We start from the raw sequence: 18,754 nt of genomic DNA on the forward strand, positions 1-18,754 counted from the left end.
ATGATGGGAAACTATCACGTTCCGTTTTGGAGAGCAGTGGAGGGGGCGACTCCTTCACTGACTTTAATTATTTTGAGAAAAGTAGCCAGTAAGTTAGGTGTAAGCTTAAACCAACTGGGTAGACGGTCTTTGACGACTCCCAGCGAGAGTTAGACTTTGGGTATTACCTAAATCTACTTTGTCCGCAGAATCTCAGTGGCGTTGACTCCCTGAGAGTGTCAACTATCGGAAGACACAAAGCCCAAATATTCCCTGAGAAAGATTTCATAACCCCGTTATTTAAGCTAAATATTAATTAGCTCAAATTAACTGATTGCCACTGCTGATTCAAGTGGCTTTTATCAAACTTGAGTTAAAGATTGTGCAGAAATTGAGTTAAATTCAGCCTGTTAACAATCTCAACGATCAAAACTTCTAAATACGGAGAAATTTTGTATGTCTTTTATCAGCTTTAACCTCCCAGTCAAGCGTTTAGTTCGCAGTTTAATAGTTGTTTGTTTTTGTGCATTGATGTTTGTTTCCAATGCTTTCACAGCTTTTGCCGTTACCAGCAGCCCCACCAAAGGTGAAGCTCAACTTTTGGGGATTGAGAAAGAAGCTCAAAAAGCTGTTTTGAAAGACCCGATGTCTCTGGAAGAAACTCAGAAAAAAGCTAATGAAGGGATTAATGAAGTTCAGGGAGATGCTGACAGCGAGAAGATGAAAAATCCTTCTAATACAAGCGCGACATCCTTTGAGCAACAAGTCAAAAAGGCTGTCAGCAAAATCAAAGACTAATTGGGCAGCTAAGCTGTTGTGCATTTAAACTGTATGTCAAGAAATAATTCAAGTCTTGTGGGATGGGCTTCTAGCCCGTCCCGAATATGCAATTGAAATGCACGACAGCAGCTTATCAGCATAAAAAAGTAGGGACACGGCAATGCCGTGTCCTTATTTTTTTGTGTCCGATATCAATTTAGCTCTAGTTTGAAGAATTGAGATCAGAGTGTTTGATCGTTCGGAATGCGAGTCCGCATCGGGAGCATCTCAGTTTTGCATTTATATATAGTGCGAGCTTAAGAGCTCGCGTATTGTACAACTCGCGAGCTCTTAAGCTCGCACTATAATAAAAAAAATGCTTTTTACAAAAATGAGATGCTCCCGTCCGCATCCATTACGCTTGACTAAAGTCCTTACTACAAACCAATTTTATGGTGTTGTTCTCAGAGGATATGATATCAGATAGAATAATAAAGTGGAAATGACTTGGCATCTTTCGGCTTGACGAACACTCTTTGCTGCGGCTGCAACTGCAAGTTATCGAATCTTTCTCTTGTCAAATTAGCATTCAGCACTTGACCGTCATCTAAGGTTAATTCCACCTGAATTTCCCATCCCAAATGAATCAAGCGACTGATTCTTGCCGGCACTGTTGCACTATTTTCGGTAGTTTCAATTACTACGTCGTGAGGGCGCAAGAAAATTTCTGGGTTGGCTGAGTCAAAGCCGTTGTCTTGAAACATTCTCGAACTGCTGGGCAAGACATTCACAGGCCCGATAAAACTCATGACGAATGCACTAGCTGGATGGTCGTAAATTTCTGCGGGTGTGCCTACTTGTTCGATTTTACCTTTATTCATTACTGTAATTCGATCGGCAACTTCCATCGCTTCTTCTTGGTCGTGCGTCACAAAGACTGTGGTAACGTGCACTTCGTCGTGGAGTCTTCGCAACCAAGCGCGCAAATCTTTGCGGACTTTGGCATCGAGAGCTCCAAAAGGTTCGTCTAGCAGTAACACTTTTGGTTCCACAGCCAGGGCTCTGGCGAGGGCTACCCGCTGACGCTGGCCTCCTGAAAGTTGCGACGGGTATCTGTCGCCCAATCCTCCCAATTGCACTAAATTTAACAATTCTTCTACGCGGGATTTGACTTTCGTCGGTGGAGTTTTCTGAATTTCCATGCCGAAAGCAATATTTTTTCGCACTGTCATGTGCTTGAATAGCGCGTAGTGCTGAAACACAAATCCAATTTTGCGGTCTTGGACGCTAGTATTGGTGGCATCTTGACCTGTCAGCCAGATTTTGCCGGAGTCGGGCATTTCTAAACCTGCAATCAGTCGCAGCAGGGTGGACTTGCCGGAACCAGACGGGCCCAGCAGTGCGACTAGAGAACCTGATTCAATTTTCAAGCTGACTCGATCGAGTGCTTGGAAACTGCCAAACTGTTTTGATACGTCTTCTACAACTATTCCCATAGGAAATTCGGCAACGGATGAGTGTAATGGATTTAACGGATGTTGAGCTTTGAGGTTCGAGGAAAGAGCGAAAAAAGTTAATCCCCGGTTTATGGATAGATTTATGTAAGATTTTATAGCACGATCGCACATCCGTTGCTTAATTTTAGGGTTTTGGCGATCGCACATCCGTTTTTAGATAGGAGATTTTAGATTTGAGATTGACTCTGGAAGATTCAATGCGAGTCTGAAATTTTGGCCTCTCCACCACAGCCCTGCGGGACTTTGTATTGGTTTTTGGGCGGAGTCAATCGATTTTAGATTTTAGATTTTAGATTTTAGATTGAGCCCACGGATAAATTCGGGGGAAGAGAGGATTTTCGATTTTCGATTTGGGATTGATTCCACGGATAAATCACGTGGCGGGTACCACCGTTGAAATTCTTGGTCAAACACCGGAAAATTTACAAAAATCCACGTCAATAACAAAACAACACAATTATTTACCACCAAAGTTGGCGTTTGGTACTACAATGCAGCAAAAGTTCAAGCGTTTTTGACTTCAAAGGCTGAGGGGATAAAGGAAAATGGGAGATGTTAGACCTGTGCCTGTAGGCATAGTTGGCGCTTCAGGTTATGGCGGCGTACAACTGGTGCGGCTGCTGGCGGATCACCCAGCGGCAGAAGTAGTGTATGTAGGCGGGGATAGCAGTGCGGGAAAACCTTTTTCCAGCCTTTATCCGCATCTGACTAACTGCATTGATTTGACTATTGAGGCGATCGACCTAGATAAAATAGCGGCAAAATGTGAAGTTGTGTTTCTGTCGCTGCCGAATGGTTTAGCTTGCCAAATGGCACCGACGCTGATTGAAGGCGGCTGCAAAGTTTTGGATTTGTCGGCTGACTACAGATTTGAAAATCTGGACACTTACAAAGCTTGGTACGGCGGCGAGCGATCGGACTCTGCTTTAGCTGCAACGGCTGTTTACGGTTTGCCAGAATTGTATCGCGATCGCATTAAAGACGCTCAATTAGTAGGCTGTGCCGGCTGCTACGTCACTGCTAGTTTATTAGCCCTGGCCCCCTTACTCAAACAAGGTCTGATCGAGCCAGAAACAGCAATTATCGACGCCAAATCAGGATCTTCGGGAGGGGGCCGCAAAGCCGAAGTTAATCTGTTGTTGGCAGAAGCTGACAATTCGATCGGCGCTTACGGGGTAGGCCGCCACCGCCACACCCCAGAAATTGAGCAAGTTTGCAGCCATTTGGCCGGACAAGATATCAAAGTCCAATTTACTCCCCACTTGATGCCGATGGTGCGGGGAATTCTGGCAACTGTTTACGCAAATTTGCGCGATCCGGGATTGGTGCGGGAAGATTTGATCACCATTTTCAGTGCTTTTTACCGCAATTCTCCTTTGGTAAAAGTGTTACCGGCTGGGGTTTATCCGCAATCTAAATGGGCTTGCGGCACGAATCTTTGTTACATTGGCGTGGAAGTAGATCCGCGCACTGATAGGGTAATTGTGATGTCGGCGATCGACAATTTAATTAAAGGTCAAGCCGGTCAAGGCATCCAGTGCATGAACTTGATGATGGGCTGGGAAGAAACTTTGGGTTTACCTCAATTGGCTTTCTATCCGTGATTATGGGGCATGGTAATTGGTAATGGGGATCAGTGTCAACTTAAGTTTGAAACCATTGATAAATCTCGTTTGTAGCTTAGTCTCGATCCCCCTAAATCCCCCTTAAGAAGGGGGACTTTGAATGCTTCTTGTCCCCCCCTTCTCAAGGGGGGCTAGGCAGGGTGGTTTTATTGTCGTCACACAAATTAGGTACGTAGTTGCGCTTAAGCGCTCTTTATAAGATTAGGAAAGAGCGCTTAAGCGCAACTACGTACCTTCGCCCAAGCGCGAGCCAATCTTTGAGCGATAATTTTGGTAGTTTCAGATTTCTTTTCCCGACAATAAAACCACCCTGCTTCTCAAGGGGGGCTAGGGGGGATCGAGCCTTGGTGGTAAACAGCCATGTGTGACTACGTTTGACCTGGTTGTTGACACCAATTCCCAATTCCCAATTACCCATTACCAAATTTTATTTGGGCCCGTAACCGATCGCACCAGCATAAATTGCCCGATCGCCCAATTCGTCCTCAATCCGCAATAAACGGTTATACTTAGCAACCCGTTCGCTGCGGCACAGAGAACCAGTCTTGATTTGACCGGCGCGAGTCGCTACGGCTAAATCAGCAATTGTAGTATCTTCAGTTTCACCCGAACGGTGGCTGATTACCGATCGATAGCTGTTGCGCTTCCCTAAGTCGATCGTATCCAAAGTCTCAGTCAAAGAACCAATTTGATTCAGCTTAATCAAAATCGAATTGCTAGCTTTCAAATCAATCCCTTTTTGCAAGCGCGTGCGATTAGTAACAAACAAATCGTCACCCACCAATTGAACTCTGCTACCCATTTTCTGAGTTAGCGCCACCCAACTATCCCAATCGTCTTCGTGCAAACCATCTTCAATGGAAACGATCGGATATTGTCCAACCAAACCATCCAAATAATCGATTAATTCTGCTGGCGAATGAGCCACACCGTCATAGGTGTACTTCCCATCTTTGTAAAATTCGCTAGCAGCAACATCCAAAGCCAAAGCAACTTGTTCACCCGGTTTGTAGCCAGCTTTTTCAATTGCCATCATTAACAAATCCAAAGCTTCCTGATTGGAACCCAAATTAGGAGCAAAACCGCCTTCATCGCCAACACCAGTCAGCAAATTTTTGTCTTTCAAGACTTTAGCCAGACTAGCAAATACTTCTGCACCCCAGCGCAAAGCTTCCTTAAAAGAAGGTGCTCCCACCGGTACAATCATAAACTCTTGAATGTCTACGTTGTTGTCGGCGTGGGAACCGCCGTTGATGACGTTCATCAAAGGCACTGGTAAAACGTTAGCCAAAGCGCCACCCAAGTAGCGGTAAAGGGGTATTTGTAAAGTCTCGGCGGCCGCCTTTGCTGTGGCTAGGGAGACTCCGAGAATGGCATTAGCGCCGAGGTTAGACTTGTTGGGGGAACCGTCCAAGTCAATCATAGTGCGATCGATTAATGGTTGGTCGATCGCATCCAGATTAGCCAAAGCGGGAGCAATTTTGTGTTCGACGTTAGCAACCGCTTTCAAAACTCCCTTACCACCGTAACGTTTTTTGTCATCGTCGCGGAGTTCGTGGGCTTCAAAAGAGCCTGTAGACGCGCCGCTGGGCACTTGGGCGAGTCCGACAACACCATTGGCTAGATACACTTCAGCTTCGATGGTAGGGCGGCCGCGGGAGTCGAGGATTTCTCTGGCTTTGATAGATTCGATCGCAGTGTCTTGCATATTAACGATTCCTGACTTTGCTCAAGGTTTGATGACATTTGGCAGTCTGTCGGTTCTCCCACACTGACTGCTGACGGGTAATACATTACGCGATCCCGACAATGATTGACACAGAGTTCAAAATATTTGCGGATTTGGGCTACATCCAAGTGTCAATAAGCTGTGCTTGTTGAATATTTGTGGTAATTTTGACAGTCATTTAATTTGTTTAACCGCAAATACACGCACATTTGTTAATTGGAACATTTATTAAAATAAGACTGTCTAGAAAGTTCATATCAATCAATCAATCAATCAATCAATCAATCAATCAATCAGGGAAAACTTAAATGTTAGAAACAAATCTCGGAACAGTTAAAGCCTCAGCTATCGACTCCGATCGAATTATTCCCGATCCACCAAACATCAGATTACTCACAGGGCCTTTGCCAAATCCTAGCGATCCCAACTTTTTCGACCTTACTCCCAACAACGATACAGTTCAATTAGCCAACGGAATTCTCCGCAACACTCCCGGAGGTTTGCGAGCCTTAGCAGGCGACGATTTTGTCCGAGGTTCCGGTGGTGCGGAACTGATGAATGGGAATGGGGGCGCAGATACTTTAATCGGAGGTTGTGGCAATGATACTATTCGCGGCGGTCAAGATTTTGACATACTGTACGGAGAATGTGGCAACGATATTCTCAGCGGCAATCAAGGCAATGATTACGCCTATGGAGGCACGGGAAATGACTTTGTTAGAGGTGGCCAAGGCAGTGATGCTTTAGTAGGAGAAAGTGGCAACGATACTCTAATCGGTGATGCTGGAATTGACAGACTTTGGGGAGGAGAAGGTGCAGATTTGTTTGTCCTCCGGAGAGAAGCTGGAGCAACTTCGCGTGAAATTGGTTCCGATCAACCACGTCCTGCTGGGACTTTTCCTGCTAACGTAGAGCAAGTGCCTGCGGATTTTATTCTTGACTACAATCCAGCGCAAGGTGATGTAATCGGATTGGCGGGAGGACTGACGCGAAATGATATTGTTTTAACGGAAAAGTTTTTAACAATTGGTGATGCGAGAGATTACGCGAGCAGTGGCCCTGTTCCTCCGGGAACGATTCAAACTGCTGATTTTAGATTTCTGGATACTAAGGCGACGGTGATTCGGGAAGCTAGCACCGGCAATATCTTGGGCTTGGTGAAAGATGTTTCGCCGAGTCAACTTCAATTTACCTCTGTGTCTGATAGTGCGATCGCCCTTGGATAGGATTTGTGAAAAAAACCCGGTTTATTAGATGGTCGCGAGTGCCCAGAAACCGGGTTTTTACGAAAATTGTTGGTGACAGCGTAGAAACTCAAAAAAACCCGGTTTCTTAGATTACGGGTGGTCAGAAACCAGGTTTTTATGGACTCGTATCGAGAGGCTTTTTAAGTTTCAGCTTAACATTGGTTCCTTTTTTAAGGACAACTTCACCACCAGGACTAGACAAGACATAAGCCGTTGCTGCTGCACCCCCAGCTAAAGTACCATGCTTGAATTTCGCTTTATCACCAACGAATTTACCGGCCACTGCTCCAGCTAAAATAATGCCAGCATTCTGAACAAACTTGCCTTTGGTTTTGGTTTCTACCTGAGTATTTACTAAGGTAACATCAAGGGGAGCGGCTGAACCATTTGCAAGTTGAATGTCATCAAAAACTAGATGCAAACTCGCTTTTTTGCCTTTAGCTGCTTTGACAACATCTTCCAGATGTCCCTGAATCACAGCATCTTTAAGAGTTTTATCGCCTCCTTTGACTCGCAGAGTAAAACGCTCGTTGTTGCGGTTTTTACCCGTGGATAAATCTTGTTGGAGAATGGTATCAAAACTGGTTCCAGCAGGGATGGCCGCTGCCTGATTTTTTAGCTTACCGGAACTAGCGTTGCTTTGGTTAGCCGGAGCAGAAGTTTTGCCGATCGGCTCGTTTGACTTCTGACAAGCAACAGCGTTACTGAGTAATACGGCACTCAGTAGTAAGGGCATTAACTTTTTCATCGTTTTTTTCTTCAATTCAATAGGCTATAAGAATCAGATTATGCTAAAAATAGCCAACGCGAACATAAAAAAAGCGATATTTTACTAAATTTTTGGGCGATCGCCAAGGGAGCATCTCAGTTTTGCATTTATTATTATAGTGCGAGCTTAAGAGCTCGCGTATTGTACAATACGCGAGCTCTTAAGCTCGCACTCAAAGAAAAAACGCTTTTTACAAAAATGAGATGCTCCCATCGCCAACCATACATGACTACTTATTTTTGACAAATAAATGCTTCTATCGTATATACAGCAAACGATTTAGACTGCCTAACTACCGCGACAGGGGGTAAGTTCCGTTTAAGATTGCCAGAAATCTGCCACATCATATCCCATGTCGCGGAGCATTTGCCGCAGCAAAGGCAAACTCAAACCAATCACATTGGTATGACAACCTTCGATTTTTTCCACAAAAAAGCCGCCTTTGCCTTCGAGTGCAAAACAGCCAGCACAGGCGAGAGGTTCTCCCGTAGCGACATAAGCAGCAATTTGACGCGAGGTAACTTCCGCAAAATAAACTTTTGTAACTTGACAGCGAATGAGCGATCGATCCATTGCCACATCAAAGCTATCAAATCTCGTATCAATTAAAGCATGACCCGTATAAAGTTCGCCAACTTTACCGCGCATTTTTTGCCAGCGCGAGATTGCTTCGTCGGCATCCTTGGGTTTGCCGTGAATTTCACCATCAATGACCAAAATTGAATCGCATCCTAACACTACACACGATTTGGGATTGGGGATTTGCGGGTGAGAATTAGCCAGCAAAAAACTAGCTACAGCGTCAGCTTTTCCTTCTGCTAAAACCTGCACTAATTTAGTAGCATCCCTCATTTTTATTTGCCCTTCATCAAAGTCGCTGGGGCAAATCACAGCTTGAATGCCTGCATTGCTTAGCAGGCTGCGGCGCGCGGGAGAAGCTGAGGCTAATACAAAAGTTGGAGTTTTCATAAGTTAAGAAGTCAGTTGACAGTTGACAGTTGACAGTTGACAGTTGACAGTTGACAGTTATTATTTGTCATTAGTTATTTGTTACCAATAACCTTCCAGGCTCTACCTCCAATGACCAATGCCCAATGCCCAATGCCCAATGCCCAATGCCCACTGTCAAATTACTTTTTAACCCTAATAAACAGAGAAAGATTTAACAACTTTCTCAAAAGCTTCTTTGACTTTCGGCCAGCGTTCTTCGGTAGTGGAAACGTTCAGGGTAAATAGTTTGCCACGGCTGACTGCTACGCTAGCTAAGTTGTGCCGTTGTTGGTTTGGGAGTTTGACGGCGTATTCTAAAATGTAATAGTTTTTCGATCGCGATTCCCGACTTTCTGCATTGACTAATTCAGCTTCGCGGCCGGAATCAGCCGGGGCGATCCTCTTCGAGGGCTTCGCTAACGCACTTTTACTAAGCTTGTATCCCACATCCGTCGGCGTGCCCAAATCTGCGAGAGTTTTGTTCCCAGCCACTGGACTGATGACCACGCTGACATTCTCAGTTTGCTGGATCAAATCGCGGAACACCACATCGGGCCCGTTAGAAACTGCGATCGGCAACCAGCCGTTAGGATAAAGAAATTGATAGCCGTCGCCAGTATCAACGTAGCTTTTGAGTCCGGTAGCTACAGAGACACAACCGGTCAAGCTGAGAGAGAAAACCACCAGAAGTATTGCTGCAATTCGTTTGAGCATTATTTTTACAAGTACCGTAACACTAAAATATTTAATTTAAATTGTCTCATCAAACCTTGCAAAAATAGTTAAGCTATGGATCGCCAATTGTGTATTGCTGGCAAGCCATAGCCGTACAGTTTAATTTTAAACAAAGTTATTACAGGTTAGTTAGCCAGCTAATCAGTCCGTGCTTGGTAGAAACTTCTAAAGCCAAGAGAGAAACAAAACCAATCATGGCAAGTCGGCCGTTCAAGCGTTCTGCGTAGGGTGTAAAGCCTGTGCGGGCTTCATCGTCAATGTATACTTTGGGCTCGATCGCAAAATTGTTCATTTTACCGTCGTTGTCAAGTAGTAAGCCTCTGTCAGCCATGTCAGTGTCCTAAGTTGTTTTTGGTGTAATGTAAACTAATGTAACAGACTTATGAAGAGATGTAAAGGATTATGAGTTTTTTTTTCAAAGTCGCGACTCAGATACCAGTTTCCCCCAAAAATCCAACGGGCTGACAAGCTCGAAACCCCTATAGAATAAGTAATTCCCAACCTAAAATCTCAAATCTTAAATCTCCAATGGCATGACTGTAGACAGTAGACTCACGGCCCCGGAGGGGGGAGGATAGAGTTGAGAGGCGCAAAAATCGATGGTGTGGCAAATCCCAGTCTGGGTTTGACGAAAATAGTGGAAGAATGGAGGAAAAATTTATGCGGGCCAGTCTGGAAATGCGGTGGTTTTATAGCGGTGCGCTGCCAAAACCGATCGGGCAATGGTTTGGAAGCGAGAGTCTGGGCGGGTATCTATCCCCGCCTGAAGAGCGAGAAGATTTATATTTGCTGATACCTAGTTGCGACTACTTGGGAGTAAAACTGCGCGGGAAAAATTTACAAGTAAAGTGGCGGCAGGAAGAATTGGGGGTGATGCAGTTCGGCAACCGCTGGGAAGGCAAAGTCGAGAAATGGCTGAAGTGGATATGTGCCGACACGATGGCGCCAGTACCGGCGGATATAATCGCAACTGGAAAGTGGGTGAGGGTGAAAAAAAAGCGAGCCCAGCGTCTTTACCAAGTTTCTGCCCCGGGCGTGCTGATGTCTGTGCCTGTCGAAGCCCCAATTCCCCAAGGCTGTATTGTAGAAATTACTCAGTTAAATGTTAACGGCACTGCGTCGTGGACTTTGGGATTTGAAGCGTTTGGTAGCGAAGGTTTTTTGACCGAAAGTCTGGAAACAGTAGCTAATTGGACGAGCAAAAGTTATCAGGCGCAAAAGTTGAAAGCTGAGGATTCTTCGGGTTATCCGATTTGGCTGGCTGGTAAGTAATATCAAATCCCTTTGAATCATACCGCCTGTATTCTTTAGTTCTCATCTGTTGGGACGAAAAATAAGACGGCGGTTGAAACCGCGTCTACACAAACTAAGTCCGCCTCCGCGGACTGAAGAAAATAACGCAATTTTAACCGCCCGGTCTTTCTTCTATTCGCCTTCTCCTATTCTCCCCACTTTGGCAGAAGTTCTGAGAATTTGACAAGCCAAAATCGCCGCCCCAAACCCATTATCAATATTAACCACACCCACACCAGCCGCACAAGAATTGAGCATAGTTAAAAGAGGAGCAATCCCGCCAAAACTCGCGCCGTAGCCTACACTCGTCGGCACAGCAATCACCGGACAATCCGCCAAACCTGCAACCACACTCGCCAAGGCACCTTCCATACCCGCAACCGCAATCAACACATCAGCATCATCAATTACGTGGCGATTACTTAGCAAGCGGTGAATGCCGGCAACTCCCACATCCCACAAACGCCGAACCCCAAAACCGCAGAGTTCCGCAGTCACAGCCGCTTCTTCCGCCACAGGCAAATCCGCTGTTCCAGCACTGATAATAGTCACTGTACCCGGATGCTGGGGAGTGGAGGATTTATCAGAAATTGCACAAATTCGAGCTGTTTGGTAGTAGCACAAGTCGGGTATTTTTTGCTGCAATTTCTCAAAAACCTCTGGTTCAATTCGCGTCGCCATCACCGCAGGATTTCGGCCGCGCATCGCCCCGATAATCTCAACAATTTGGTCTGGCGTTTTTCCGGGGCCCCAGATGACTTCGGGAAAACCGGTTCTTAAGGTGCGGTGGTGGTCAATTTTGGCAAAATCGCCGACTTGTTCAAAGTCAAAATGCTTTAATTTGTCCAAAGCTGCGATCGGGCTAACATCGCCCGCCGCCACAGATTCGAGTAACTTCTGTAAAATTTCAGGTTCCATGAACTAATGATATCTTCTGGGCTCAAACAACACTTAAGATGGGTTCGTAGTAAGGACTTCAGTCCTTCTTTCTGAGGACTAAAGTCCTCACTACTTAAGATGGGTTCGTAGTAAGGACTTTAGTCCTTCTTTCTGAGGACTAAAGTCCTCACTACGAACCAATAATGACTATTCTGCAATTTTCAGTTCATACAAATTCCAGAAAGCACCGCCGAGAGCACTATAGCGAATTCCCGAAACGCGATCGCGCACCGCCTCAAAAGTCAGCGGATTCACCATATAAATAAAAGGCACTTGTTCCGCGATAATCCGCTGCGTCTCCCCATACAGTTCCTTGCGCTTCGCCTCGTCAAGCTCCTGAGAAGCCTTCACATACAAGTCATCAATTTTCTGCTCCCAGTCGTAAACTTCCCGACCTTTAATCGGCGGTTCTCCAGCTTGCGGGCCCTGGTTGAAACTGTGCAAAGTCCCCTTGACTGACCAAATATTGTAACCGCTGTGCGGTTCAGTACCTCCGGTAAAACCGCCGAGGTAAGTATCCCAATTTTTAGTCAGGCGCAGCTTTTCCACATAAGTGTTAAAACTCAGGAACTGTGTATCAACTTCCATCCCCAGTTTACCCAAATCTTGCTTAATTTGCGTTCCCATTTGCTCCCGCACTTTTTTGCCTGCGGCCATCAACAAAGTAAACCGCACTTTGTTGCCCTCAGCATCCAACAATTCGCCGCTACTATTATACTTGAATCCTGCACTTAACAGTAACTCTTTCGCTTTTTCCAGATTGTAACTGTAAGTTTTTAATCCCTGTTCTGGAGACAAGTAGAACGGACTTTGTGCCGGAATTGGGGAATGCAGCGGTGCGCCAAGTCCGCGATAGATATTGTTAGTCATGGCGTCGCGGTTGATGCCGTAGGCGATCGCCTGTCGAAACTCCTTACTCAAAAACCACTTAGACTTAATCGGGTCTACAAACGGCTGATTTTGAGCGTTACGCCCCTTATTCAGATTGAAACACATAAACACGCTGCCAGTGTCCGGGCCGCCGTTGAATATCGTATATTTGCCGCGTTTTTCCTCTCGTTTCAGCAGCGGAAACACCTCCGGCTGCACGTCCAGAGTATCCAAATCGCCCGATCGAAAATTCAGCAGTTGATTGTCAGTATTTTCGATAATTTGCCAAACAATTTGCTGGATGTAAGGTTGACTGTTATTCTCTGTATCTTTGCGCCAAAAATAGGGATTTCGTTCCAAAACAACGCGCTGGTTGGGAGTATAGCTCAGCATTCGGTATTGGCCGTTACCGACAATTTTTTTGGGGTCAGTATCCGTACCCCAAGCAGACAGGAATTTAGGCTTGCCGTCTGCCTCTGTCTGGGTGGCAGCTTCCTGCAAGATATGAGCTGGTAAAATCGGTATTCCCCCAGCAAATCTAATAAAAGGAGCAAAAGGTTCTGGCACTGAAAATTCAATGCGGCGGCTGTCAATTTTTTTGAGTTTTGGTAATTGACGGCTGATGCCAACTCTCAGATTATCTTTCAAGCCGCTAGGAATTTTTTCATTGAAATAAATCTTTTCATAGCTGAATATAATATCATCAGTTGTCATCGGTTCGCCGTCCGACCATTTCAATCCTTCTCGCAGGGTGAAGACAATCTTTTTGCCATCTTTAGAAACTTCCCAGGATTCAGCTAAACCGGGTTCTAGTTTCGATGTCACCCCGTTTTCGTTGAGCAATCCCTCGTACATATAGCCAAACACGCTGTATGCAGACTGATTTAGCGGGTAGTTAAACGTAGCCGGGCCGCTGGGGGTGGGAACGACGAGTCTGTTTGCTAATTGCGATCGCACTGGAGTGCACGCAGAGAGAGTTAGGATAGCAATTGCAGCGAGACAAACAGCTAGCCATCGGCGCTTTGAATGTAAAATAGCGGAAATTTTCATAATTATTTACCAAAAAATATGGTTTCGCATCCGGGCTTATAGCGACAGCGCCCAAATCCCTCATATAAACAGCCCTGTCAACTGTCAACTGTCAACTGTCAACTGTACCACCTGCGTGCAATTATGATTGAGATTGTAGCCAACCTAGAAAGTTTTTAGTGACAGAGAAATACTTTGTAATCCCCGCTTCTCGCAAAACATCTTGAACTTCCGGTATGCCAAATTCTTTGACGTTACCGCTGAGAAATACTTTGGTTTCTGTAGAATGCGATCGGGCATGACTGAGAATACAGTGTAAAATCAAATTGTCTGTTGGGTCTTTTTTGATAATAGGTCTGTTTAAACTTGCTTGAATAATCTCTGAATTTAATACAATCATTTCGGCATTTTCTGACATCAGAGAAATTGCTTCTCGCAACCGCAATTCAATTTCATCTATTCGTTCGAGATAGTAAACTAATGACTCTTCTAGGTAAAAAGATAGAGATGTGGCGTGTTCAGATGTCACATCTCGCTTTGTTTCGCTAATTTGACGGCTTAGCTGTTCCTTAAAAGAGTTTTGTCGCTTCAGCTCGTCCTCGAAAGCTGACCACGCCTCCATATAACAAACGGTGGGTATGACTAACTGAACTGATGAGGACAAATCTCTGAGCAACATAATTGCTTCAGCCTCACGTCCTGTAGCAATACTCATCAGAAAGTTGGTCTCGATATATATAATTGCCACCTAATTCCACTCCTGATTTTGTTGTTCCACCTGCGAGTAATGGCAGCAAACCGATGGCTGCTATTTGTTCTGATGCTGGCGGACTTTCTGATTTCCAGTTATAATCTAAGTCATGCAGCCACGATTCAATCAGCCCCTCAATGGTACGTTCAAAGATCCATTTACTGCCAAAACTCGGCATATAATAGCGACATATTTCACCAGTATTGAGAGTGCAAACAGGCTCCGATAAATTTATACCATCCCATTTGAAAATCAAAATTTGTTCCGCGTCAATAAACATAGCATAGGGAACGATCGCGTTTCTTTCAGACAGCTTAGCTAACACAGCTTTGATCCAATCGATCGCGCGATCGACAATTTTCTGTTTCGCGGCTGGTTCTTGAGCTTGAATAATTTTAACCTCGATCAGCACGACTATGCGATCGTCCTTATCCAACGCGATGACATCCGCGTCTACAGGAAATTGTAATTCCCAGGTATCAGTGTCCATGATTTCAGGCTTCCTAGCGATTTTGGATTAAACAATTGACTCCACCATCAATTTTAGATTGTAGAATTCTATTTTTTGCCCAGCAAAACTACAGCATAGGCTGCAATTCCTTCCTCTCTCCCCACGGGCCCTAACTTTTCGTTGGTAGTAGCTTTGATGGCAACTTGGTCTGGTTTTAATTGTAGGACAGCAGAAAGGCGATCGCACATTTGCTTAATATACGGTTTCAGCTTCGGACGTTCGGCCACAACCACCGAGTCAATATTGCCAATTTCCCAGCCTTTATCTAATATTAACTGATTGACTTGTGCCAGCAACACGAGACTGTCTGCACCTTTCCATTTTGGGTCAGTTGGCGGGAAATACAGGCCGATATCTCCCAAACACAGAGCTCCCAGCATCGCGTCCATAATCGCGTGGGTGAGTACGTCTGCGTCGCTGTGTCCTAATAAGCCTAATTCGTGGGGAATGTGGACGCCACCGAGGATCAAGGGGCGTTCTGGAACTAAGCAATGAATGTCGTAGCCGTTACCGATGCGGATGTTCATGTCATTCAGTTGACAGTTGACAGTTGACAGTTGACAGTTGACTTCGGAGGGGCCACCTTTACCTAGAAGTCCGAGGATTGGAGTAATGAATAATCTGATTTTAATTTTTCCAGATCGGGGTTTGGGCTTTAAACCAATTCTTTTTGGTGAATTTTAGGTGGCTAAAAAGCAGACAGTAGAGTATTATGTCATAGTCTGTGTGGATATGAGTAGGTTTTTTGGGCGACTGACTTGTTTTATGTTTCGGGCGATATTGGAGGAATGCGATCGGCTGTTAAAATTACTACTTTCCCATCTTCCCACACAGCAATAGATTCACCTAATTTGCGGTGTCTTTCAATAGCTGCTGCAACTGCCGCTTTCACTCCAACATTAATCTTTGTAGATAAAAGTTGTCTTGGTTTTGATTGTTTCATTTTATTTTTGAGTTATTTGATTCCAGCTTTCAATATTATAGATTATCTGTTCTTCCTCGATACTCCCTTCTGCTACTAACTGAGCCGTTTCGTGAGAGTTGTCATAGATAATCCAATTGTCGCACAGTGGCAAATACAGAGCTATCAAATTTCGCAGTCCTCTGTCATAGCGGCGGCGGATAACATCTTCTGGGATAGAATGACCGCCACTAGCTACTCGTCGGGCTACTCTTGCTACGGCCAGTTCGGGCGATCGCAACCAAAAGTAAATTAGGTTAATTGTATAATCTTTTGTTTTACAACTTCTGAGAAAAGTTGCAAAGCTACGGGCTGCTAGAGTAGTCTCAAAAGCAAAATCAGTTCCAGAATTAGATAGTGTTTGCAGTCTTTCTAGCATGATTCGTCCGGCGGTAATCGCTACCGACTCGGGATTGAATGGCGAAAGTGCAGCCGCAATCGCGTCTGCATTGACATATTCAAAACATTCCAGAAAATTGGGCAATAAACTCATTGATGCGGTGGTTTTGCCGGAACCGTTAGCGCCACCAATTATGTAAAGATTCGGCATAAGTTTAGCATAAATTAATCAGGCAGGACTTAGGTTTTGTATGGTGCGTAGCTTGCACCTTATATCATTTTGACAAAAGATTGCTACACAATAAATAAAGTTGTGTTTGTTTGTAAAACTATTGTGGTCAGGTGCGTCGCTCTTAAATGGTCGATATGTAACTAGGAATTGTTCGTGGCGACACACCCTACGACCACTTTAAGCTGCGGTATATCTATCAATCAAAGATTGATGCAATGCTAGTCTAAGCAACCCGAATCAAATCTGGATAAGCACCCAACAAATCATCGCCTGTCAAACTATCCGTTTCCTGCTGCGGACTCCAAATCACCTCTAAAACCAGCAGATTCTCAGCAGGAGTCGCCGCCGATTTTTCTAACACTGCTTTCAACTTCGCAACATCGCGAATGTCTCCAAACAGCGGTCTGCTATTCTCTGTCCCTATCAAAAACGTGACTGTAATATACTCTCCAGGCTCTTCATCGCCAGCACTAACAGACTGTCTGCGACGGATATCGCCATTCACCATACTCAAAGTTTCCACACTTAATTTGCTGCGTTCTTGCATCGAAATTTGATTGAATATTTGCGTTGCTTGTTCTCGACTTTCGACTATCTGGGAATTCGCACAAACGTGAGTCCACTTTTCTCGATTTCGCAAAACAATCAAAACAGCTTCTTGCAAAAATTCCGCACGTTGATTAGCATTTTTTATGTCAGAACTTAACGTTAGTTCAGTTAGCTGACTGGGAACTTCGCGAGCTTCTGCCAACATGGCAATTTGCAACTTAGTGACCGCAAAAATTTGTTTTTTAGATTCTTTGGCAGGGTGTTGTCGATAATAGTAAATACAGTAAGCAATTAACGCAACGCAACCTCCAGCAACAAACAGCCAAAACACTACAATTTTCCAATCATCATCAGATTCCGAACTCGGAGGGTTATTCGAGTTATTGTCAGTGGTAATTGGTGCTGGTGCATTGACTGCTGGTTGTTGCTCTGAACCTATATTTGGCTGACTGTTATCTGGATTGTCTGAAGTTGGCGAATTGGGATCGCTGTCGCCCGAATTATTATTAGTGGTAACTGGTGCTGGATTGACGGCTGGTTGTTGATTTGAACCTGTGTTTTGCTGACTGTTACCGGAATTATAAGGAACTACATAACTCGGCCCTGAATTATAGGTGCGCTGCTGGATAATTACAGTTCTGTTATTGCTAGATTGTGGCGGAATCGGAGGGTTAGGTGCGGCGACAGGTGCAGGTGCGGCGGGCTTGTCAAAAGAGCCGCTGCGAACTCTTCCGCCAGTGTTGCTGCTGTTGCTGGGGCGGCTGGGATTGGAACTAGCAGCACTATTCGATCTGCTGTTACTGGAACTAGAAGAACTAGAAGAATTAGGTGAGGTATTGCTAGGACGGCTGGAACTGGAAGAAGAACTAGAAGAAGAACTAGAAGAACTCGATCGCCCGCCACTACTTCCTCCACTGCTGCCGCCGCTGCTTCTTGCCAAAGCTTCCTGGTTAATATTTAACCATTTGCCACCGCTGCTGGGAGTTAAATTTACAGTAACTTCACCGGCGAGCAAAAAGCCGATCGCCCAACAGCACAAAAGTTGATTTTTTAGCATAAATTCTCTGGGAAAAAATCCAGTGTTAAATCAAGAACGTCAACAGCCCACAGCCCACAGCCTACAGTTAATTAATCCGCTAGCAAATCCGGGCGGCGCGATCGAGTTCTTTCAATTTGCTGTTCTTTGCGCCAGCGAGCAATTTCTGCGTGATTACCAGATAGCAACACGTCGGGCACCTTCAATCCCCGAAAATCGGCCGGTCGAGTGTACTGCGGATAGTCCAAAAGTCCGTCTTCAAAACTCTCAAATTTCAGCGAATCTTCCTTGGCCACAGTTCCGCGCAACAATCGCAAAACCCCATTAATCAAAGCCAAAGCTGGAATTTCCCCGCCTGTGAGCACAAAATCGCCTAGAGACACCTCGCGAGTTACCAAGTGCAGCACTCGATCGTCCACACCCTCATAATGGCCGCAAATCAACACCAACTGATCGCACCCGGTGGCGAACTCCCGAAACATCGGCTGCTGCATCGGTTCGCCCTGGGGAGTCAGCAAAATCACCTCCCGTCTCGGCAAAACCGGTAGCGATTCCACCGCAGCAAAAATTGGTTCCGGCTTCATCAGCATCCCCACTCCGCCCCCATAAGGTTCGTCATCGACTCGCTGGTGCTTGTCTGTGGTAAAATGGCGGGGATTGACAAAATTTACCTCAGCAATATTTTTAGCTAAGGCTTTGCCCATGAGTCCCGATGCTAGGGGAGCCAGGAAAAATTCTGGAAACAGGGTAACTACGTCAAATCGCACAATTATTGGAATTTATTGATACATCACCTCTAGTTTGACCCGGAGAGGCCGATCGGTTTTCAGTAATTGCTTTATTCTTTATAATTTCTTATAATTTCTGAGAATTTTTGCCACTTAAATTCTCTTC

Annotated in this window: 19 protein-coding genes; 4 read left to right on the forward strand and 15 right to left on the reverse strand. The window is 45.1% G+C overall.

Annotated features, from left to right (window positions below; genetic code table 11):
* Positions 1 to 435: 435 nt before the first annotated feature.
* Complete coding sequence (locus JGK22_RS08830; protein WP_293203199.1) at positions 436 to 777, forward strand: low temperature-induced protein; 342 nt, start codon at positions 436 to 438, stop codon at positions 775 to 777.
* 440 nt (positions 778 to 1,217) lie between these two features.
* On the opposite strand, the gene JGK22_RS08835 is transcribed toward JGK22_RS08830, so the two are convergent.
* Positions 1,218 to 2,234 carry a sulfate/molybdate ABC transporter ATP-binding protein gene (locus JGK22_RS08835; RefSeq protein WP_293180814.1) on the reverse strand — a complete coding sequence of 339 codons (1,017 nt, stop codon included), beginning with the start codon at positions 2,232 to 2,234 and terminating at the stop codon, positions 1,218 to 1,220.
* Between the two features lie 566 nt (positions 2,235 to 2,800).
* Between JGK22_RS08835 and argC the strand changes: the two genes are divergently transcribed.
* Positions 2,801 to 3,859, forward strand: a complete 1,059-nt coding sequence (gene argC / locus JGK22_RS08840) for an N-acetyl-gamma-glutamyl-phosphate reductase (protein ID WP_293180817.1) — start codon at positions 2,801 to 2,803, stop codon at positions 3,857 to 3,859.
* 448 nt (positions 3,860 to 4,307) lie between these two features.
* Here the strand turns inward: argC and eno are convergent, their stop codons facing one another.
* On the reverse strand, positions 4,308 to 5,597 hold the full coding sequence (eno, locus tag JGK22_RS08845) for a phosphopyruvate hydratase (RefSeq protein WP_363319160.1): 1,290 nt from the start codon (positions 5,595 to 5,597) through the stop codon (positions 4,308 to 4,310).
* Positions 5,598 to 5,917: 320 nt separating this feature from the next.
* Here eno and JGK22_RS08850 point away from each other — a divergent pair, with 320 nt between their 5' ends.
* Positions 5,918 to 6,835, forward strand: coding sequence for a calcium-binding protein (locus JGK22_RS08850; protein WP_293180823.1), 918 nt, complete (start codon positions 5,918 to 5,920; stop codon positions 6,833 to 6,835).
* 136 nt (positions 6,836 to 6,971) lie between these two features.
* Here JGK22_RS08850 and JGK22_RS08855 read toward each other — a convergent pair whose 3' ends face one another.
* From JGK22_RS08855 to JGK22_RS08870, 4 genes are all read right to left on the reverse strand, one after another.
* The gene (locus JGK22_RS08855; RefSeq protein ID WP_293312714.1) at positions 6,972 to 7,592 is read right to left on the reverse strand and encodes a hypothetical protein; all 621 of its coding nucleotides are present in this window, start codon (positions 7,590 to 7,592) and stop codon (positions 6,972 to 6,974) included.
* 351 nt (positions 7,593 to 7,943) lie between these two features.
* Entirely contained in the window at positions 7,944 to 8,594 is a 651-nt protein-coding gene (locus tag JGK22_RS08860; protein ID WP_293180829.1) for a nucleoside triphosphate pyrophosphatase, read from the reverse strand.
* A gap of 174 nt (positions 8,595 to 8,768) precedes the next feature.
* Positions 8,769 to 9,329, reverse strand: a complete 561-nt coding sequence (psbP, locus tag JGK22_RS08865) for a photosystem II reaction center PsbP (RefSeq protein WP_293180832.1) — start codon at positions 9,327 to 9,329, stop codon at positions 8,769 to 8,771.
* A 139-nt stretch (positions 9,330 to 9,468) separates the two neighbouring features.
* Positions 9,469 to 9,681 carry a chlorophyll a/b-binding protein gene (locus tag JGK22_RS08870; protein ID WP_293154096.1) on the reverse strand — a complete coding sequence of 71 codons (213 nt, stop codon included), beginning with the start codon at positions 9,679 to 9,681 and terminating at the stop codon, positions 9,469 to 9,471.
* A gap of 314 nt (positions 9,682 to 9,995) precedes the next feature.
* On the opposite strand from JGK22_RS08870, the gene JGK22_RS08875 reads away from it, so the two are divergent.
* Positions 9,996 to 10,622 (forward strand): hypothetical protein, encoded by a 627-nt coding sequence (locus tag JGK22_RS08875; RefSeq protein ID WP_293180836.1) that lies wholly within the window; start codon positions 9,996 to 9,998, stop codon positions 10,620 to 10,622.
* Positions 10,623 to 10,775: 153 nt separating this feature from the next.
* Here the strand turns inward: JGK22_RS08875 and larB are convergent, their stop codons facing one another.
* The 9 genes from larB to trmD all read right to left on the reverse strand — a co-directional run bounded on the left by larB (position 10,776) and on the right by trmD (position 18,627).
* On the reverse strand, positions 10,776 to 11,561 hold the full coding sequence (larB, locus tag JGK22_RS08880; RefSeq protein ID WP_293180839.1) for a nickel pincer cofactor biosynthesis protein LarB: 786 nt from the start codon (positions 11,559 to 11,561) through the stop codon (positions 10,776 to 10,778).
* 168 nt (positions 11,562 to 11,729) lie between these two features.
* Positions 11,730 to 13,502 (reverse strand): ABC transporter substrate-binding protein, encoded by a 1,773-nt coding sequence (locus tag JGK22_RS08885; RefSeq protein ID WP_293274532.1) that lies wholly within the window; start codon positions 13,500 to 13,502, stop codon positions 11,730 to 11,732.
* A 121-nt stretch (positions 13,503 to 13,623) separates the two neighbouring features.
* Entirely contained in the window at positions 13,624 to 14,196 is a 573-nt protein-coding gene (locus tag JGK22_RS08890) for a PIN domain-containing protein (protein ID WP_293224707.1), read from the reverse strand.
* Complete coding sequence (locus JGK22_RS08895) at positions 14,174 to 14,722, reverse strand: hypothetical protein (RefSeq protein ID WP_293224705.1); 549 nt, start codon at positions 14,720 to 14,722, stop codon at positions 14,174 to 14,176. The genes JGK22_RS08890 and JGK22_RS08895 overlap by 23 nt, the downstream gene beginning before the upstream one ends.
* Before the next feature lie 68 nt (positions 14,723 to 14,790).
* On the reverse strand, positions 14,791 to 15,270 hold the full coding sequence (ispF, locus tag JGK22_RS08900; protein ID WP_293312716.1) for a 2-C-methyl-D-erythritol 2,4-cyclodiphosphate synthase: 480 nt from the start codon (positions 15,268 to 15,270) through the stop codon (positions 14,791 to 14,793).
* Between the two features lie 236 nt (positions 15,271 to 15,506).
* Positions 15,507 to 15,686: a hypothetical protein gene (locus tag JGK22_RS08905; protein WP_293180854.1), complete on the reverse strand. Its 180-nt coding sequence runs from the start codon at positions 15,684 to 15,686 to the stop codon at positions 15,507 to 15,509.
* Between the two features lies 1 nt (position 15,687).
* On the reverse strand, positions 15,688 to 16,254 hold the full coding sequence (locus tag JGK22_RS08910) for a zeta toxin family protein (RefSeq protein ID WP_293276987.1): 567 nt from the start codon (positions 16,252 to 16,254) through the stop codon (positions 15,688 to 15,690).
* A gap of 244 nt (positions 16,255 to 16,498) precedes the next feature.
* Positions 16,499 to 17,881, reverse strand: coding sequence for a DUF1517 domain-containing protein (locus JGK22_RS08915; protein ID WP_293196809.1), 1,383 nt, complete (start codon positions 17,879 to 17,881; stop codon positions 16,499 to 16,501).
* 71 nt (positions 17,882 to 17,952) lie between these two features.
* The gene (gene trmD, locus JGK22_RS08920) at positions 17,953 to 18,627 is read right to left on the reverse strand and encodes a tRNA (guanosine(37)-N1)-methyltransferase TrmD (RefSeq protein WP_293180863.1); all 675 of its coding nucleotides are present in this window, start codon (positions 18,625 to 18,627) and stop codon (positions 17,953 to 17,955) included.
* Positions 18,628 to 18,754 lie beyond the last annotated feature (127 nt).

This window comes from Microcoleus sp. PH2017_08_TRC_O_A, from assembly GCF_020738665.1.
Taxonomy (GTDB): domain Bacteria; phylum Cyanobacteriota; class Cyanobacteriia; order Cyanobacteriales; family Microcoleaceae; genus Microcoleus.

What these genes read in the sequence shown, in the direction of transcription:
- JGK22_RS08830 (WP_293203199.1), top strand. Translation starts at nt 436, where the DNA reads ATGTCTTTTATCAGCTTTAACCTCCCAGTCAAGCGTTTAGTTCGCAGT.
- JGK22_RS08835 (WP_293180814.1), bottom strand. Translation starts at nt 2,234, where the DNA reads ATGGGAATAGTTGTAGAAGACGTATCAAAACAGTTTGGCAGTTTCCAA.
- argC (WP_293180817.1), top strand. Translation starts at nt 2,801, where the DNA reads ATGGGAGATGTTAGACCTGTGCCTGTAGGCATAGTTGGCGCTTCAGGT.
- JGK22_RS08850 (WP_293180823.1), top strand. Translation starts at nt 5,918, where the DNA reads ATGTTAGAAACAAATCTCGGAACAGTTAAAGCCTCAGCTATCGACTCC.
- JGK22_RS08855 (WP_293312714.1), bottom strand. Translation starts at nt 7,592, where the DNA reads ATGCCCTTACTACTGAGTGCCGTATTACTCAGTAACGCTGTTGCTTGT.
- JGK22_RS08860 (WP_293180829.1), bottom strand. Translation starts at nt 8,594, where the DNA reads ATGAAAACTCCAACTTTTGTATTAGCCTCAGCTTCTCCCGCGCGCCGC.
- psbP (WP_293180832.1), bottom strand. Translation starts at nt 9,329, where the DNA reads ATGCTCAAACGAATTGCAGCAATACTTCTGGTGGTTTTCTCTCTCAGC.
- JGK22_RS08870 (WP_293154096.1), bottom strand. Translation starts at nt 9,681, where the DNA reads ATGGCTGACAGAGGCTTACTACTTGACAACGACGGTAAAATGAACAAT.
- JGK22_RS08875 (WP_293180836.1), top strand. Translation starts at nt 9,996, where the DNA reads ATGGAGGAAAAATTTATGCGGGCCAGTCTGGAAATGCGGTGGTTTTAT.
- larB (WP_293180839.1), bottom strand. Translation starts at nt 11,561, where the DNA reads ATGGAACCTGAAATTTTACAGAAGTTACTCGAATCTGTGGCGGCGGGC.
- JGK22_RS08885 (WP_293274532.1), bottom strand. Translation starts at nt 13,502, where the DNA reads ATGAAAATTTCCGCTATTTTACATTCAAAGCGCCGATGGCTAGCTGTT.
- JGK22_RS08890 (WP_293224707.1), bottom strand. Translation starts at nt 14,196, where the DNA reads ATGAGTATTGCTACAGGACGTGAGGCTGAAGCAATTATGTTGCTCAGA.
- JGK22_RS08895 (WP_293224705.1), bottom strand. Translation starts at nt 14,722, where the DNA reads ATGGACACTGATACCTGGGAATTACAATTTCCTGTAGACGCGGATGTC.
- ispF (WP_293312716.1), bottom strand. Translation starts at nt 15,270, where the DNA reads ATGAACATCCGCATCGGTAACGGCTACGACATTCATTGCTTAGTTCCA.
- JGK22_RS08905 (WP_293180854.1), bottom strand. Translation starts at nt 15,686, where the DNA reads ATGAAACAATCAAAACCAAGACAACTTTTATCTACAAAGATTAATGTT.
- JGK22_RS08910 (WP_293276987.1), bottom strand. Translation starts at nt 16,254, where the DNA reads ATGCCGAATCTTTACATAATTGGTGGCGCTAACGGTTCCGGCAAAACC.
- JGK22_RS08915 (WP_293196809.1), bottom strand. Translation starts at nt 17,881, where the DNA reads ATGCTAAAAAATCAACTTTTGTGCTGTTGGGCGATCGGCTTTTTGCTC.